General features: G+C 61.7%; 13 protein-coding genes and 3 pseudogenes. 12 read left to right on the top strand and 4 right to left on the bottom strand.

What is annotated here, in order from left to right; all coding sequences use genetic code 11:
- Positions 1 to 641: 641 nt before the first annotated feature.
- The 3 genes and pseudogenes from AB8841_RS06335 to AB8841_RS06325 form a co-directional block, all read left to right on the top strand.
- Complete coding sequence (locus AB8841_RS06335) at positions 642 to 2,561, top strand: transglycosylase domain-containing protein (RefSeq protein ID WP_370434970.1); 1,920 nt, start codon at positions 642 to 644, stop codon at positions 2,559 to 2,561.
- Positions 2,562 to 2,708: 147 nt separating this feature from the next.
- A complete protein-coding gene (locus AB8841_RS06330) occupies positions 2,709 to 3,980 on the top strand; it encodes a lytic murein transglycosylase (RefSeq protein ID WP_370434969.1) in 1,272 nt (423 codons plus the stop codon).
- Between the two features lie 74 nt (positions 3,981 to 4,054).
- Positions 4,055 to 4,255, top strand: a pseudogene (locus AB8841_RS06325) (IS6 family transposase); the annotation flags it as partial.
- A gap of 92 nt (positions 4,256 to 4,347) precedes the next feature.
- On the opposite strand, the pseudogene AB8841_RS06320 reads toward AB8841_RS06325, so the two are convergent.
- Positions 4,348 to 4,848: pseudogene (locus AB8841_RS06320) on the bottom strand (transposase); the annotation flags it as partial.
- A 520-nt stretch (positions 4,849 to 5,368) separates the two neighbouring features.
- Between AB8841_RS06320 and AB8841_RS06315 the strand changes: the two are divergent.
- The 5 genes from AB8841_RS06315 to AB8841_RS06295 all read left to right on the top strand — a co-directional run bounded on the left by AB8841_RS06315 (position 5,369) and on the right by AB8841_RS06295 (position 9,374).
- Positions 5,369 to 6,277, top strand: coding sequence for a LysR substrate-binding domain-containing protein (locus tag AB8841_RS06315; RefSeq protein ID WP_370434968.1), 909 nt, complete (start codon positions 5,369 to 5,371; stop codon positions 6,275 to 6,277).
- Positions 6,278 to 6,329: 52 nt separating this feature from the next.
- Entirely contained in the window at positions 6,330 to 7,181 is an 852-nt protein-coding gene (locus AB8841_RS06310) for a transporter substrate-binding domain-containing protein (RefSeq protein ID WP_370434967.1), read from the top strand.
- A gap of 76 nt (positions 7,182 to 7,257) precedes the next feature.
- Positions 7,258 to 8,568: a M28 family peptidase gene (locus tag AB8841_RS06305; protein ID WP_370434966.1), complete on the top strand. Its 1,311-nt coding sequence runs from the start codon at positions 7,258 to 7,260 to the stop codon at positions 8,566 to 8,568.
- 291 nt (positions 8,569 to 8,859) lie between these two features.
- Positions 8,860 to 9,117, top strand: a complete 258-nt coding sequence (locus AB8841_RS06300; protein WP_370434965.1) for a hypothetical protein — start codon at positions 8,860 to 8,862, stop codon at positions 9,115 to 9,117.
- On the top strand, positions 9,114 to 9,374 hold the full coding sequence (locus AB8841_RS06295; RefSeq protein WP_370434964.1) for a hypothetical protein: 261 nt from the start codon (positions 9,114 to 9,116) through the stop codon (positions 9,372 to 9,374). The genes AB8841_RS06300 and AB8841_RS06295 overlap by 4 nt, the downstream gene beginning before the upstream one ends.
- 414 nt (positions 9,375 to 9,788) lie before the next feature.
- Here AB8841_RS06295 and AB8841_RS06290 read toward each other — a convergent pair whose 3' ends face one another.
- Both AB8841_RS06290 and AB8841_RS06285 read right to left on the bottom strand, forming a co-directional pair.
- Positions 9,789 to 10,301 (bottom strand): exonuclease domain-containing protein, encoded by a 513-nt coding sequence (locus AB8841_RS06290; protein ID WP_370434963.1) that lies wholly within the window; start codon positions 10,299 to 10,301, stop codon positions 9,789 to 9,791.
- A gap of 237 nt (positions 10,302 to 10,538) precedes the next feature.
- Positions 10,539 to 10,826: a hypothetical protein gene (locus tag AB8841_RS06285; protein ID WP_370434962.1), complete on the bottom strand. Its 288-nt coding sequence runs from the start codon at positions 10,824 to 10,826 to the stop codon at positions 10,539 to 10,541.
- Between the two features lie 1,003 nt (positions 10,827 to 11,829).
- On the opposite strand from AB8841_RS06285, the pseudogene AB8841_RS06280 reads away from it, so the two are divergent.
- Together AB8841_RS06280 and AB8841_RS06275 are read left to right on the top strand one after the other, a co-directional pair.
- Positions 11,830 to 12,732: pseudogene (locus AB8841_RS06280) on the top strand (FtsK/SpoIIIE domain-containing protein); the annotation flags it as partial.
- A gap of 264 nt (positions 12,733 to 12,996) precedes the next feature.
- A complete protein-coding gene (locus AB8841_RS06275; RefSeq protein ID WP_370434961.1) occupies positions 12,997 to 13,230 on the top strand; it encodes a hypothetical protein in 234 nt (77 codons plus the stop codon).
- Positions 13,231 to 13,319: 89 nt separating this feature from the next.
- Here AB8841_RS06275 and AB8841_RS06270 read toward each other — a convergent pair whose 3' ends face one another.
- Complete coding sequence (locus AB8841_RS06270; RefSeq protein ID WP_370434960.1) at positions 13,320 to 13,811, bottom strand: flavodoxin family protein; 492 nt, start codon at positions 13,809 to 13,811, stop codon at positions 13,320 to 13,322.
- A 195-nt stretch (positions 13,812 to 14,006) separates the two neighbouring features.
- Between AB8841_RS06270 and minD the strand changes: the two genes are divergently transcribed.
- Both minD and AB8841_RS06260 read left to right on the top strand, forming a co-directional pair.
- On the top strand, positions 14,007 to 14,870 hold the full coding sequence (gene minD, locus AB8841_RS06265) for a septum site-determining protein MinD (protein ID WP_370434959.1): 864 nt from the start codon (positions 14,007 to 14,009) through the stop codon (positions 14,868 to 14,870).
- 137 nt (positions 14,871 to 15,007) lie between these two features.
- Entirely contained in the window at positions 15,008 to 15,667 is a 660-nt protein-coding gene (locus AB8841_RS06260) for a hypothetical protein (RefSeq protein ID WP_370434958.1), read from the top strand.
- The last annotated feature ends 148 nt before the right edge of the window (positions 15,668 to 15,815 follow it).

Raw genomic sequence — 15,815 nt, 5'->3', positions numbered from 1 at the left:
TGATTGAAGGATCTCCGCTCCCTATCGTCCGTCCAATACAGTGCTTACCATGGCATTGTCGGGAGCGGGAGCTGTCCCCCCATCGTTGAGAGATCTTGTTCCGGTCCCTATCCGCAGCGGAAAGCCCCGCCGGTCCGTTGGGCTGCTGACCCACTCCCTCAGACCAGACCTGGAAGCGGCGGCCGCTGGCCTGAAAGCCGAAAAGAGGATCTAACTTTAATCAGAGGATCCTGGGTTCGAGTCCCAGCGCGCTCACCATCGTTCTCAATGACTTACCGGCACATTGAGAAAAGCCTTCAGCAGCCCAGCAACCGTATAGCTGCCAAGGAATTGGGTTTCCGCTCAGGTGGAGTGCTGGCTCTGAACTTCTCAGATCCTGCTGGCGAGGGGGAGGGGCACAGTCCTTTCCGGTTGTCAGGCAATCGTGCAACCCCTTCCAACAGAGGCCGAGTTGCCCATGTCTAGCGAAGGTTCTCGAGAACCTGAGACCTTGTCCGCATTCGAAGAAGAGAGCCGGCGGTCCGCCCGGCTTCGGTATGCGTGAGGCAGCTTGACCTTAACGTCATACCGGTTTCAGCCATAGTCTTCGTGTTTGTTGAAGACTTGGGCGCCGAATCGGTCGGCGCGTCATAGGGCCTCCAATGACCCGCGCTCTGGCATTCGCCACTGCACTCCTGCTTGCCAGCCTCTCCCCTGAACCCGCCGCACAAGCCGTAGAGCCGGTGCACTTCTGGGATCTCCAGCCGCGGTCCCTCCGCCTCTTGGTGGCCTCACCACAAGTGATGGTCACCCGCACCAATACCGGATGGGACGCCTACTGCCGCTGCCCGGTCGTTCTCACCCCCTCAGAGATCCCGAAGGTGATGAAGCAGGCGATTGTGGCCGTCGAAGATAGGCGCTACTTCGACCACGGCGGGGTTGATGTCGTCTCGCTTCTGTCCGTGCTCAAAGGCGGCCTGACTCGTGGCGGCAGCACGATCCCGATGCAGCTCCTCAAGAACCTGGTGTTTCACGATCTGCGCGCCAGTGACGTCCTGACGCGTATCGAGCGCAAAGGTGCCGAGGTTTGGTATGCAGGCCCCTTTGATGAAGCGGTCGGGAAGGAGCAGCTTCTGGCCGCCTATCTCAACCAGGTCGAGTTCGGCGGACGCGATATCGTCGGGCTGTACCGGGCGAGCCGTCACTACTTCCGCAAGGAGCCCAAGGATCTGACCCTCTACGAGGCCGCTCTGCTGGCCGGAATGGTCAAAGCGCCGGCGCGGCTCAACCCGCTCCGCGAAACGACCCGGGAGCGGGCACATGAACGAGCGCTTCTCGTGTTGAAGCTCATGGCCGAGCAGGGCCTGATCACAGACAAGGAGCGCCGTCAGGCCGAAGCGGCCGGGATCCGCCCCGGCATGTTGCCGGAGTTCAAGATCCAGCCGCAGGCGTTTACGGAATGGGTGGTCGAGACCTGGGGCGAGAGGTACGTTCAGCCGGGCGAGACGATCCGGTTCTTCGTCACCTTGAACCCGCGGATCCAGCACTTGGCCGAGCAGCATCTCAGTACGATGGTCAAGGAAGGCGCCGTTCCGCCTGCATATGATGCGGGCGCGGTGATGATGGCACCGAATGGACGGGTGCAGGCGATGATCGGCTCGATTGACTGGTCTCAGCGCCAGTTCAACAACGCGCTGAAAGCCAATGTTCAGGTCGGCTCGACAGCCAAGCTGGCGCTTCTAGTAGCCGCCTGTGTGGCCGGCAAGACACCGGAGAGCCGGGTCTTAGACCAGCCGCTTACAGCGACCTGGCCGTCGAACGGCGCACTCGGCTATCGAGGGCAGACGACGCTGAAGGAAGCCATTGCTTCATCGCGCAATGCGGCGGCCGTGCGACTGACACAAGAGATCGGAATTGACACTGTAGCCGACGTCAGCCGGCGCATCGGTATCGATCCCGGTCCTGCGGCTGATGCAGGATTTATCCTCGGCTCCTCCTCGAGCAATGTCATGGCCATGACGGCAGCCTATACGGCGGTGGCCAATGGCGGCTTCCGTGTCGACCCATCTGGCGTGCTGGCGGTGGTTGATGGCCGGGGCCAAGTCCGGGCCGACTTTCTCACTCCTATGCGAGAGAGGATTATCCCGGAGAAGTGTGTCGAGCTAACACGGTCGGTTCTACGTGAAGTCGTCCAGAATGGGACCGGACGCGCGGCGCGGTTGAGGCACTGGCCCGCCTATGGCAAGACCGGCACCTCAACCGGGAACACCGATGCTTGGTTTATCGGCTGGAGCGAGCAGCGAGTGCTTGGCGTCTGGATGGGGCGCCGCCGCGGTGAAACCGGCCCTGCTCTTGCCGGTGCGGGCGCTCCCGCTGCCTACTTCGGGCGTGTTGCCGCTGCTGTAAATGAATCGGCCGAGCGCCAACAGAGGCTTGAAGAGCAGCGCCTCGCGAGCGCCCGCTCCAAGAGAGGTCTTGAGCGGGGCAAGATTGTTGATTGGCTCTCCTCTCTTTCGCAGGCCGTGAACAGGCTAGGAACTCCATCAGTTCGAGAGATGCCCCTCAAGGAGAAAAGGACATAAGGCCCTCCAGACGTCGACCCGATGTAGTTTCCTCGAGATCATGCCACGCTTCACTCTCTGGAAGATCGCATCGTTGGGTGCGCACCCGAAGGGCCACGTCAGTGAAAACCGGATCCACTTTTCGCACGATGCACAAGGACGCTCGTGATGCTCGCCCGTTACCTGTGCCGCATGCTTGCAGCCTTGGTCATGATCCTTCTCTGCGCCCTTGCTGCCGCAGAGCGCTCGCCTGCGCAGGCGCAGCAATCAGACACACGGCAACAGGCTCAGGCTCAGTTCCGCGAGTGGCTGGCGGTTACTGTCTGGCCCGTTGCGCAAAAGCAGGGCGTGTCGCGCGAGACGTTCGACCGTGCCGTTGCGACCCTCACGCTCGACTGGAGTTTGCCAGAACTGCTGCCTCCCGGCCAAGAGCCCCTGCCTGATGATCAGCGGCAAGCCGAGTTCCAGAGCCCCGGCCGCTACTTCTCGGAAGACCAACTCACCTTGCTCGCGAGAGCCGGGCGAACCCTTCTGGACAAGTGGGCCGCCATTCTCGACGAACTGGAGCAGCGCTATGGCGTACCGCGCGAAATCCTTGTCGCGATCTGGGGCCGCGAGACGCATTTCGGCCGCGTCAGGCCCAAGCACCATGCCATGAGGGCTCTGGCCACGCAGGCCTTCATGGGCCGACAGCGCGCTCTCTACTACCCAGAGCTCCTGGCGGCGCTGCTGATCCTCGAGCAGAATCACTGGCCAGAGGAGACCTTGCTGTCCTCGTGGGCAGGGGCCATGGGGCAGCCGCAGCTTCTGCCATCGAGGTTCTTGCGCTACGCTGTTGATGCGGATGGGGACGGTCGACGTGACATCTGGCGCTCGGTGCCCGACAGCCTCGGTTCCATTGCGAACTATCTACGCGAACATGGCTGGAAGCGAGCGTGGGGCTGGGGGATCGAGGTCCATGTTCCGGCAAGCGTCTCCTGCACCCTGGAAGGGCCCTTGCAGGGCAAGCCGCTGAAGGAGTGGTCCCAGCTTGGGCTCACGCGTGCCGATCACACGTCCCTGTCAGACGAGAACAGCGATGCAGCCGCGTTCTTGCTGATGCCAGCCGGACGCCTGGGACCGGCTTTTCTGGTGTCGGAGAATTTCTATGTGCTCAAGCAGTACAACGAGTCCGATCTCTATGCGCTGTTCATCGGCCATCTGGCCGACCGGCTGCGTGGCGGCGCCAGCTTTCTGACAGCGTGGAGGCCAATAGGTCCTATGAAGCGAGGCGATATTTGGACGATGCAGAGGCGCCTGAAGGCCCAGGGTCATGATGTCGGAAAAGTCGATGGTCTGGTGGGTTTTGCAACCCGCACTGCCTTCGGCCACTGGCAAGCGCGAAATCAACGTGAGGAGACCTGCTTTCCTGATGCCGCCTTGATCCCAATGGTCCGCTAGGCCGCTCTGCCCATGGCGAGGCGGTGTTGTCAGGTTAACTCGGTCCTGACGGCGGGCCGTGTAGATCGACTGCCATGACCAAGCCCGTCAGCTACAAGCGCCATCGTTTTCCACCTGAGATCATCGCCGATGCGGTCTGGTTGTACTTCAGGTTTCCTCTGAGCCTGCGGTTGATCGAAGAGATGCTGCTCGCACGCGGTACTGCGGTCTCCTATGAGACCGTCCGCCGCTGGGCTCTGAAGTTTGGACCGGACTATGCCCGCCGCCTCAAGCGCAGTGGTCTGCCTCCTGAAAAGTGATCCTCCCTGAAGTATGGCTATTGAGCCGAAGGAGGAGAGCTATGACGGATTTTAGGTGACAGGGCCGGTCAGGCGGCGCTGTTTGTCGGCATCGGAATGACCTCACTGCCGTCCTTAAACCTGACACCCGCGATGACCTTCGGCAACTGGTTTTCGCCCATCAGCCGACGCCAGTTTTTCGCGGCTGCCATCACCAGCTTGAACACCATCAGCCGGGCGGTGGTTGGCGACAACGAGCCCTTGGTGCGCACGGTCCGATGCCGCACCGTCGCGAACCCACTTTCAATGGGATTTGTCGTCCGCAGATGGATCCAATGCTCAGCGGGCCAATCATAGAAGGCCATCAGCGCCCGCTGGTCCTTGCGCACGCACTCCGCCGCCTTGGGATAGCGCGCCCCATACGCGCCCTCAAACAGATCAACAGCGACTTCGGCTTGGGCGCGGGTCGGGGCGAGGTAGATCTCGCGCAGGGCCGCCTTCATGCCGGGCTGCACCGACTTCGGCACTTTGTTGAGCACATTGGCGGTCTTGTGCAGCCAGCAGCGCTGATGATGGGTGCCGGGAAAGATCCGGCAGCCTCAAGTCGCGCATGCTGGCAAGATAGGCCTCAGCCTCGATCTCAATGGCTTGGGCCAGTAACTTGCGAGCACCAGCTCGAAGAATATCCGTCAGAGGATCGTCAATCGTATCGGGCTGACGAAAGCGGAAAACATTGGTAGTCTCGTTCATGGCGTCTCGCTCTCTCGAAGAGGTTCTGGCAGGCTCGACACCCGCCTCGATACGCCGCCCTTCTCACACCGTCATCACCCAGTTTCCGCCATAGGTCCCCTTGCGACTGCCGAAGGCCATGGCCCGCGCCGCATGATCTGACCGGACGAAAATGAAGGTTCTTTGTTCGTTCTAGCTTAGCGTATAATCAGGAACAGATCTTGTGCTGCCCCCTAATGGTGGAAACCCTCATCTGATCCCCGAGTTTGGAGCCGTTCAAAAAACAGGGATCAATCCAACGAGCTTGAGTTATAACTTTCTTTTCGGTTGCCTTAACTGAAAAAATAGCCCTTTATTTACTGGATGATGGGTTATCATTCAATGAGTTATAACTTTGAGAGCGGTCATCTGGAGGCTTTTCGGCTCGTAATCGAGCTTGGAGCAGTCACGCGTGCGGCTGAGCGTCTCGGCATTTCGCAACCTGCTGTGACCAACGCGATCCAGCGCCTGGAGCGGCGCGTGGGTTTTCCGCTGTTCGAGCATGCCAAGGGACGCTCACGCCCGACGCCGGAGGGAATCCGGTTCTACGAGGCGACCCGGAGTGCACTCTCGGGTTTGGCGCGGCTCGCTGATCTCGCTGAGGAGATTCAGCATAACCGGGCCGGAGCACTCCATCTCATCAGTCATCCCTTGGGCGCGACCGCGATTCTGCCGCCGGTCATCGCCGCGTTCCGGCTGGCTCACCCCGATGTCCATGTCCGCTTGCAGACTGCCAACTCGCCGCGCCTGAACGAGATGGCGCTGGCGCAGGCCTTCGACATCGGTCTGGCCGAGCCGCCGCTCGACAGGCGCTTCCTCAACATGAGCCGGCATCGGCTGTCATCCGTCTGCGCGCTGCCGCCTGGCCATCCCCTCGCCCAAAAATCTGTCATCACGCCTCGGGATCTTTCGGGGCATCCGCTGATCGTCCCAGCGCAGGATCGCCCGTTCCACCATTCCCTGCGGCGGCTCTTCGATGAGGCCGAAAGTGAATGGACGGTTGCGGCCGAAGTGGACATGAGCGCCACTGAAGGTGAACTCGTCCTGCGGGGCCTCGGCGCTGCCATCTTTGACCCCATCACTGCATCGCTCTTCGAGAGCCGCGGCCTGGCCGTCAGGCCCTTCGCACCCGCGCTCTTCTACGAATTCCTGATTTTTCAACCGCAGCGGCCAGCATCGCAGGTGGCGGCGGCCTTCCTTGCCACGCTCGAGGAGTCCTTACGCACTTACGAAGAGGCCGGCGACGGCTGACGCTGACGCTGACGACAAGAACGAAACCTGATTACCTGACACGGAGACGACGATGTCCAAGAAGACCACCCTGTGGCTAGCTGCATGCGCGGCCCTTATGATCGCTCCGGCTGTCGAGGCGCAGACGAAGTGGACGAAAGTGAAAATCGCGACGGAGGGCGCCTACGAGCCATGGAACTTCACCCGGCCCGGAGGCAAGCTCGACGGCTTCGAGATTGATCTGGCTAACGATCTGTGTGCCCGCATGAAGGTCGAGTGCGAGATCGTGGCGCAGGATTGGGACGGAATCATCCCGGCTCTCCAGGCCAAGAAGTACGACGCCATCATGGCTGGCATGAGCAAAACCTCCGAACGGCTCAAGGCGATTGGATTCTCGCGGCCCTACGCCAAGCCGCCAAACGGCTTTGCCGTTGTGAAGACGTCGCCCCTCGCCAAGCTGCCCCATGCGAATACCTTGCTCGATATCTCCGCCAACGAAGAGAAAGCGACGGCTGCCATCGAGGAGATGAAGGCGCTGCTGAAGGGCAAGACCGTCGGGGTTCAGACCTCGAGCACCAATTCGGCCTTCGCGGAAAAGTACTTCAGGGGCCTCGTCGACATCCGCGAGTACAAGACCACCGATCAGCACGATCTTGATCTCGCGGCCGGCCGCATTGATCTGGTTTTCGAGACGGTCATCGCCATGAATGCCAGCCTCGCCAAGCCCGAAATGGCTGATCTCGTGCAGGCCGGCCCATCCTTCGTCGGCGGCCTTCTTGGCGACGGTGTCGCCGTCGGTGTCAGGCACGCTGACATGGATCTGCGTGATTTGTTCGACAGTGCCATTCAAGCAGCCATCGCCGACGGAACGGTGCGGAAACTAAGCGAGAAGTGGTTCAATACCGACGTCTCGCCCAAGAATTGATCCCGCCTCGATCGTCCATCGGACAGGCACCGCCCGGCGCCTGTCCAAGTTCGCACCACAGATTTAAGCAAGTCCCATGACAGTTTATCGCTCGGCGAACGATCTCCCAGCCATCCTGCGCACTCTGGGCGCTGATCACGCACTTCTCGCCGATTTTCACACCCTCTGCAGTTTTGGCGGGCGCCTCGCAGGCACCGCTGGTGAGCGCGAGGCCGCCCGCTGGTCTGCAGACCGGCTTAGGGCAATCTCCGGCAGCCACGTGACTGTGAGTGAGGACGCCTTTCCCGTGTGGGAGGCGGTGAGGGTCAGCCTCACTCACGCGGATAGCGGCGAGGTCCTCCCCGCGACGCCGCTCCTCGGCACGGCTTCGACCGCGCTCGAGGGGCTGACCGCCGAGGTCGTGGATCTCGGTCTCGGCCGACCTGAGGATTTCGCGCGCGAGCGACACAGACTCGCCGGCCGTATCGCGCTAGTGCGGCACGAATACCCGTTCATGCACGATCACATGCATCGGGACGTGAAAGTGCGCCTCGCCGAAGAGAGCGGTGCCGCGGCTTTCCTCATCGCGTTTCCCGAAGCCGGCGTCGGACCGATTTCCGGGTCGAACGGCCGCACCGGCAAGGGTGGCATTCCGGCGCTGGGGCTCAGCGCAGAGGCGGCGGTGCGCCTCACGGACTCCGGAGGAAGCGCCGTCAGCGCGAGGATCGTCTGCGTCGGGCGCGATGTGACTGCGCTTCTCGCAACGATCGTCGCCACCTTCCCCGGCGAGAGCGGTGAGACCATCGTTGTCAGCGCTCATGTGGACGGACATCCGCTGGGGGAAAGCGCTATCGACAATGCCAGCGGCCTTGCCGTGGCGATCGCCCTCGCGCGGGCGGTGGCGTCGCAGCCGGCGCCGCTGCGACGCACGGTCAAAATCTGCCTCTTCTCAGCGGAGGAGTGGAACCTCGGTGGCTCGCGCCGCTGGCTCGACGGTTTGAGCGAGGCGGAGCGCCAAAGGATCGTTCTTAACATTAACCTCGATGCTGTCGCCGGGGACGATCATTTCACCGCGTTGACATCCGATTTCGTGGCGCTTCCAGCCTTCTTGAGGGAAGCCTTGCGCGACACTGATCTGTCCCTCGACATGTTCGAGCCCTTCAAGGAAAACTCCGACCACGCCAATTTCGCCGCCGATGGCATTCCGGCCTTTCGCCTGTTGGCTGGCTTCAACCGGCCGCAATCAGCCCTGCGTTTTCTCCTGACGCCGAAGGACAAGCGCGATCTCGTCACGGGCGATCAACTCGCCAAGGCCGCAATCATAGCAGGCGCGATCCTCGATCATGCGCTCGGCGCGCCGACACCGGTCCTAACAGCCTTGCGCACGAAGCGTTCTAGCGTCGCTTGATAAGGCACGAAGGCCGGCGTGGGAAGTCTCGGGCTTAGCGCTGAGCAGAGACCATATTGCAGGTTTCAGGGTTGCCTCGCTCGTCGCCCACCCTGTACCAAGAGCAGGCGTCCGCAATCCCTTTCAGTTCTTTGGTTTCATGACTGTTCGCCACTTTCTCCTTCCCCTGTCCTTCCCCCGTCCTTCGCCCGCCTGATCCGGCGCGAGCGGGGTGGGCTGCGCTACATCGAAGGCTTCTTTCCCCAACAGCGGGAGCGGTCCGCCTGGGTCCGCCTCGAGGAGGACAGAGGCGTGCTGATCCTCACCGCGGCCGGCTCTCACGGCGAGGTCGAGGACGAGGCCGACATCCCGCGGGCCCAGGCCGAGGCACTGCTCGGGGCCTGCGCCGGCGCAGTCGACTACAGCCGGACCGTCCTGCCGCTCGGCGACAATCCGGCCCTGGTCGACAAAATCCTCCGCCCCTGTGTCCTGCACCTCGTCACCCTGGCGTTTGACACCGCAGAGGAGGCGTGGGGGGTGGTCCTCCCGAGTGGTTTGGCCCTGAGGTGACGGGAGATCTTCGCTATACTCATCGGTCCATGGCCCTGGGAGGGCTCGATGTGGCTCCGGAGATCTCGCTGTCCGATGCCGCGCTCAACAGCCTGGTCGATACGCTGGACAGCCGCTTCTCCGCCCCAGCGCAGAGGACCGTCACTCGGCCCGAGGCGCAGACCCGCGGTGAATCCGTCGGAGTCAACCTCGACGAGATCGAGGACGCCATGATGCGCGACATGGAGCGGACACACCCGAAAGGCAAACCCGCGTAAGGACCGCTGGGAAATGCCCGATGCCCGCTCGCCCATCCGGCACCACCGGGTGCTCTACCGGCGTGCCTCGGAGCAGGGCAGGGCGCGGTTCTTCAGCCTGATGATCGAGCGTGATCTGTTCGGCACGATCCGGCTGGTCCGCAACTGGGGCCGGTCGGATCCAGAGGCTGGGAGCGGGTCGAGATCTTCTCCGATGAGACCCAAGCCGCTCAGGCGCTGGAGACCTGGGCGACAGCCCAGCAGCACAAGGGCTATACGGACCTGTGAGCGCGCCATCGGCGGCTCTCGTTCGCAACATATGGCAATGATTGGAAGCCTCATGGCCGTCATGCACCGGCGTGACGTCCCTTGTAAGGCAGTCCATCGATCGCCGATCAGCGCGAAATCAAGGCTCGCGCGACGGCGGGACCGGTTTCATTGTTCGATCGGGCTAAGCTCCAGAAACAGATGAGCAGCCAGCAGTGCATCGTTCAAGGCATCGTGCTCGGCCCGCAAGTGAGCAATGCCGATGCCAACTTGTGCACAGGCCTGACGGAGTTTGCCAGGAAGACCGGATCGCTTCGCCAGAGCCATGGTGCACACGAAGCGGTCTCTTGCATAGGTCGGCTGGTCTGCACGCTCGAACTCTCGTTTGAGCGTATTGTACTCGTAAGCGTAATTGTGAGCGATGATGGTGTCGTTGCCCACGAAGTCAATCAGGTCGTGAACAACATGCTCGAAGTACGGCTCCTCCTCCAGGTCGGCCAACGAAATGCGATGCACTGCGTAGCAGAAAGGGCTCATGGCTGACCGGGGTTTGACCCGTCGGACAAACGTGCGAGGCGAGATCGTCCTGCCGATGACCTCAACAGCGGCGATTTCGATGATATGATCATACGATTGCGCTGTCTCGACGTCGATGACAACGTACCTGTCTTCCGGCTTCATGGGGAATATCGTCGATGTTTTGTGGGTCGCTGGGAGGTTGGTGGGCCTGTCGCTCATGCGATACTGAAAGCCTCCGACGAAGAATGCTCGCTCTCCGAGGTCCTAACGTCGCAGGGCGCGACCAACTTGCTGTACTATAGCCTGCTGCATCAGGACCTGCGACACGCTGGTTCTGCGTAGGCTCGCAGTGCCAGGGCGCAAGCGTCCTCGTGGGACGCGACGGTGTAGTTTCCGGCCTCAATCTTGAATGGCCGTCACGAAGGGTTCGCCTCGGACACCAGTGCGCCACGTTGGCCTTTGCAAGGATGCCATATCACAAGGATCGCACGACCACTGGGTTCCAATCGCCGAGCCATCGGCGGACACGGACACCACGGCAAGCGAGCGCAGCTTTCCCTCGCGGGCGAGCCGCAGATGTTCCTGCAACAGGTCGATCACGGAAGCCGTATTCTCATCAATGGGCGGAGCCGCGACGGGTTGGAGCTTGGTTACCGATCCTCGTTGACTTGCGTGCGTATCGCTCATGGTGCACCCCTGACTGACATAAGTCCTGTGTTGCTGCAGCCTTGTGCTCGGCTGAGGATGCGCACTAGACATGAACGGAGTGTCAACACTAGGTCAGTACAGCAGAAACACTGACTGTGTCGTATTTCGACAACAGGACCCAAGTAAGCTTCGTTGATGCTGCTGCACTCGGCTGAAGACAGATCTCTTCCTTCGAAGAGGCTGGAACATCTGAAGGCGTTCGGGACACGTCCTCAGCCTGAGCTCCACGTCTCGCCTCTAACCCTCCTTTTACCTGTTGTGCCTAAATCATTGGGGATCCTTAACAGCGCCGAACACGCGGCATCCAGGTGCCCAGAGATCATGCGACCGATCTCGAAACCCCCGTTTTGTCCGCCGCGCCGCCGTCTTGCGCCGGATCGTCAGGATTATGGCGCGACCAATCTCTCCTAGACGATGCCGTGAGCGGCCGCAGGCCTGCCGGAACCGGGCTGGTGGAAGGCGTTTGTGGTCGACCGGAATCTCGTTTTGACCCGCATCCCAGACCATCCGGGCCGGGCATCACAACAAGAAACAGAATTGAAAGAAACTCATTTGACCCGCCCCAGATCTATTTCCGAGCGCCGCCCTTTGGTTTCCTCAAAACGCCCCGCATCACCCTCGGTTGGGCAGCTTCTGTCGACGCCACAGCCCCAATCGGCTCCTGTTGTGCATCGCCAACTTGCCCAGATCGAAGCGGAGTTCGGAGGTGAGCCAGAGGAAAGCACCGAACCAAGCATGGCTCTTGAAACAAGGACCACAACGGGTGCGGAAGCTGTCGAGCCGGTGCCTCCAGTAGAAGCTCTTCACCCGGTCGAGACAGACGTGACAGCATCCCTACGCGAGGACGCAATGACCTCTGAAGGAGGGCCTCAGCGTTTGCAGAACGCCTCTTGGGTTGCGCCGGTGACAGCGAGCTTTGCCTGGCAGGCAAGTACCGTTTCCATTCAACCGTTCAGGTTGGGTAACACCTTCACGCCGATCATGCCGAATGCTACGACCGACGATGATCCTGACACGGGTCCTCTCATGGAGGCCGTCGGTAGCTCACCCCCGTGGTGACCGCCCGAAGAAGGCGATCATCGCCTTGCGCTGGGCGGTGCGCGAGATGGAGGACCGCTATCGCAAGATGTCGAAGCTCGGGGTGCGCAACATCGACGGCTTCAACGCCCGCGTGAGCGAAGCCAAGGCGCGCGGAGAAACCATCACCCGCACGGTGCAGACCGGCTTCGACCGCGAGACGGGCGAGGCGATCTACGAGGACGAGGTGATGGATCTCGATCCCTTGCCCTACATCGTGGTGATCGTGGACGAGATGGCCGACCTGATGATGGTGGCCGGCAAGGAGATCGAAGGCGCGATCCAGCGCCTGGCCCAGATGGCGCGCGCCGCCGGCATCCACGTGATCCTGGCGACCCAGCGCCCCTCGGTCGACGTGATCACCGGCACGATCAAGGCGAACTTCCCGACCCGCATCTCGTTCCAGGTCACGTCCAAGATCGACAGCCGCACGATCTTGGGGGAAATGGGCGCCGAACAGCTCCTGGGCCAGGGCGACATGCTCTACATGGCCGGCGGCGGACGCATCACCCGTGTCCACGGCCCCTTCTGCTCCGACGAGGAAGTGGAAAAGGTGGTCAACCACCTCAAGCGCCAGGGCGAGCCGGTCTACCTCGATGCCGTGACGGCGGATGACGAGGAGGCCGAGGACCTCGAAGCGCCGGAGCTTCCTGCAGAGGATGACGATGTGGGCTTGGGAGCGTCGGACATCTACGAGCAGGCTGTCGGAATTGTGCTCCGGCACAAGAAGGCGTCGACGAGCTACATCCAGCGCCGGCTGCAGATCGGTTACAACCGGGCGGCCGGCTCCTCTCCGCCGTCAGAGACGCCGGTACCTGGATCGGACACCAAGGCGGATGAGGAAATCGATGATCCTGGAATTGATGATGCCATCATTCGCGAGCTGGCCCGGGCTCTGCAGGCCCAGCATGGCCGATAGCTCGTGGTACTTTTGACAGCGCGAAGGTGTAGTCTCCTCCTTGTCACAGCGGCTCGCTCGCACCCGCATCTTGGCGAGACAGCTCCTAAAAGCCTTGCTAAAGCGGCGTCGCGCGCAGGCCAGATCTGATCCGCTGCCAAAGAGGGAAATGAAATGTCCGACTGTTTGCACTGTGAGATCAACCAGCTTGTGCAGGAGCGCTTTGCACGCGGCGACACCAACCTGGTCGAGATGGCCTCCATGATGGTCGAGAGTCTCGCCGACCTAATCCTGCTCGCGCCCGACAGCGACCGGTCCAACGTGATGGCGCATGCGCTCGCAGCCCTTGGGCAGATCGTTCTGGAAAAGGGAGGTGCACTCGAAGGCGGTTCCAACGCCACCCATTGAAGGCTAGCAGCTGCCTCCTCCCGGTTCAGCCCGGTCCGGCTCCTCGCAACAGAGAATGTCTGCTCCGATAGGCCCCTGCGCCAGGCTTCCTAGAACACCCCGATGCTCATTCCTGCCGCCAGAGCTGCCCCGAGCTCTTCGCAGCGCATCAAATCGTCTGGACCGATGACCTTTGGGGCCAGGATCGCTTCCGGTGTCTGGGCGTGGGTACAGACGATCAGCGGATCCGCAATGGCTTTGAGCCGCCACCCGGTCGCGATGCGCTCCACTTGACGCGCGGCGTTGTGGCCGTCGCCGCCGGCGCAGATCAGCGTCGCGTAGGGGCGCCCGCTGATACGATCAAGCGCCGGATAGTAGGTCCGGTCGAAGAAGTCCTTCATCAGTCCGGCCATGGCGGCCAAGTTCTCGGGAGTGCCAAAGATGTAGCCGTCCGCCTCGAGGAGGTCGGCGGCCTGAGCATCCGGCGCCGGAAGCAGGCGCACGCGAACGGTCGGCTCCGAAGCTGCGCCACGGGCCGCAGCCTCTACCATCTGACGGGTGCCTCCGGTCATCGAATGATACGCGATCAGAAGGGTTTTCATCGCACCTCGATGGAGTGGATTAGCCATCTTAACGGTCTGGTAACCATTCTGGGCGCCGAATAGGTTCGCTGATCGGGGGCATGGCTGTTGCCGCTCGCGTTCGTTCCGGCTCCGTTCCGTTTTGCCGCTGCTTGAACCGTCTGTGCTTGCGTGGGTGCCGTGCCTCCTCACGGTCTCTCCTGAAAGATGCCAGCGATGAAGAAGCCAAGGCCAAAGCACTCCAAGGCGAAGACGAAACCCAGGCAGGGCAGGGTCCTGGTGGTGACCTCCGGCAAGGGCGGCGTCGGCAAGACCACCTCGACGGCAGCCTTGGGTGCGGCCCTGGCTCAGGGCGGCCAAAAGGTTGTTCTGGTCGACTTCGATGTTGGGCTGCGCAACCTGGATCTCGTCATGGGGGCCGAGCGCCGGGTGGTCTTCGACCTGATCAACGTCATCAAGGGCGAGGCCAAGCTCGCGCAGGCTCTCACCCGCGACAGGCGCCTCGACACGCTCGCGCTCCTGCCGGCCTCGCAGAGCCGCGACAAGGACAGCCTGACCGACGACGGCGTGGCCCGCATCATGGCCGAACTGCGGGCGCTGTTCGAATGGATCATCTGCGACAGCCCGGCCGGCATCGAGAAAGGCGCGACCCTGGCCATGCGGCATGCCGATGTGGCCGTGGTCGTCGTGAACCGGGAGGTATCGTCGATCCGCGATGCAGACCGCATCATCGGCATGCTCGATGCGAAGACCGCACGAGCCGAGAACGGACAACGCATCGAGAAGCAGTTACTCCTCACCCGTTACGATCTCGTTCGGGCCCGGCGCGGGGAGATCACGACGGTGGAGACCGTGCTCGAGATCCTGTCCCTTCCGCTGCTCGGAATCATCCCGGAGAGCGGGGACGTGCTGCGCTCCTCGAATGTTGGAGCGCCGGTGACCTTGGGCCACCCCGGCGGCGCACCGGCTCGGGCCTATCTTGATGCCGCGCGCCGGCTGAAGAGTGGGGTGGCCGAGATCAGCACGCGAAGGGACAAGCCTGGCCTGTTGCACAGGCTGTTCACCCGGCGTGCTGCTTAGACGGACGCAAATGCAGAATTGGTTCTGAACTGAACTCTCCAAGAGTTTGGAGGAACAGCAACATAAGTCCTTGACCTTGAACTCGCACAAGCAAGCCCTTAGGTCATCATTTTTCAAGCTCACAATCAGCATCTGTGATGAAGCGAAAACCAAAACCTTTTTCTGTTGAGATCAAGAAGTCCCGCACTCATGGACAGCGTCATCAACTCGCACCAACGCGTCTGTTCGCGCTGACGCCGGCTCAAGCCCCAACGATCGTCCAGAAAGAAGAGCCGCAAGCGATCGCTCAGCCAGCGGCTGCCCCACGCATCCTGGCCAGCATCCTTGAGCCAGTGTGGAGCAACTCGGAGGTCGTCGAGCCTATTCGTCGCAAGGGCACTTCAAGATCAAAGCTCCAGCAGAGGCAGATAGAGTTCGACCTGACTACGATTTCCTCTAAAGGCGCGATTGATGCACCCACAGACACTCCCGTGATGCCGGAAGTTCTGGCTCAGGCAGGCGCTCCTTCTGGTGAAGAAGGCGCGTCACCTATTCCTGAGGATCAAGTTCAAGAGCCCGAGAGCACGAAGACAAAGCCACGGAAGCCCCGGAAGAAGGCCTCAAAGATAGTCGATCCGGTGATAGAGCCCGAGCCTTTGTCCCAGCCAGAGGCAGCATCTGAAACGCAAGGGGTTGGAGCTCTGCCTGTAAATAGATCACCGCAGACCGATCATCGTCGGCACACCAGACGTGAGGCCGCTGCTCAACTCCCGCGCCAGGAGCGCTGGAAACGGCGACTTCACTCTGCTGCTTGGTAAGAGGCCCTTCAACCAGCGAACCTCCCCATCCTCGGGTACTGTCAGGTTAGGTAAAGTTCAGGTCTGTGGCAGGGGCTCGGGCATGAGCATGACTCCCAACTCGTACCGCGGCTTCCGTTTCCCGGCTGAAATCATCAACGAGGCGGTC

This window comes from Microvirga sp. TS319 (assembly GCF_041276405.1).
Classification (GTDB): Bacteria; Pseudomonadota; Alphaproteobacteria; order Rhizobiales; family Beijerinckiaceae; genus Microvirga.
Note: the sequence above shows the minus strand (reverse complement) of the source record. Positions and strands in the feature narration are given on the sequence as shown.

What these genes read in the sequence shown, in the direction of transcription:
- AB8841_RS06335 (WP_370434970.1), top strand. Translation starts at nt 642, where the DNA reads ATGACCCGCGCTCTGGCATTCGCCACTGCACTCCTGCTTGCCAGCCTC.
- AB8841_RS06330 (WP_370434969.1), top strand. Translation starts at nt 2,709, where the DNA reads ATGCTCGCCCGTTACCTGTGCCGCATGCTTGCAGCCTTGGTCATGATC.
- AB8841_RS06315 (WP_370434968.1), top strand. Translation starts at nt 5,369, where the DNA reads ATGAGTTATAACTTTGAGAGCGGTCATCTGGAGGCTTTTCGGCTCGTA.
- AB8841_RS06310 (WP_370434967.1), top strand. Translation starts at nt 6,330, where the DNA reads ATGTCCAAGAAGACCACCCTGTGGCTAGCTGCATGCGCGGCCCTTATG.
- AB8841_RS06305 (WP_370434966.1), top strand. Translation starts at nt 7,258, where the DNA reads ATGACAGTTTATCGCTCGGCGAACGATCTCCCAGCCATCCTGCGCACT.
- AB8841_RS06290 (WP_370434963.1), bottom strand. Translation starts at nt 10,301, where the DNA reads ATGAAGCCGGAAGACAGGTACGTTGTCATCGACGTCGAGACAGCGCAA.
- AB8841_RS06285 (WP_370434962.1), bottom strand. Translation starts at nt 10,826, where the DNA reads ATGAGCGATACGCACGCAAGTCAACGAGGATCGGTAACCAAGCTCCAA.
- AB8841_RS06275 (WP_370434961.1), top strand. Translation starts at nt 12,997, where the DNA reads ATGTCCGACTGTTTGCACTGTGAGATCAACCAGCTTGTGCAGGAGCGC.
- AB8841_RS06270 (WP_370434960.1), bottom strand. Translation starts at nt 13,811, where the DNA reads ATGAAAACCCTTCTGATCGCGTATCATTCGATGACCGGAGGCACCCGT.
- minD (WP_370434959.1), top strand. Translation starts at nt 14,007, where the DNA reads ATGAAGAAGCCAAGGCCAAAGCACTCCAAGGCGAAGACGAAACCCAGG.
- AB8841_RS06260 (WP_370434958.1), top strand. Translation starts at nt 15,008, where the DNA reads ATGAAGCGAAAACCAAAACCTTTTTCTGTTGAGATCAAGAAGTCCCGC.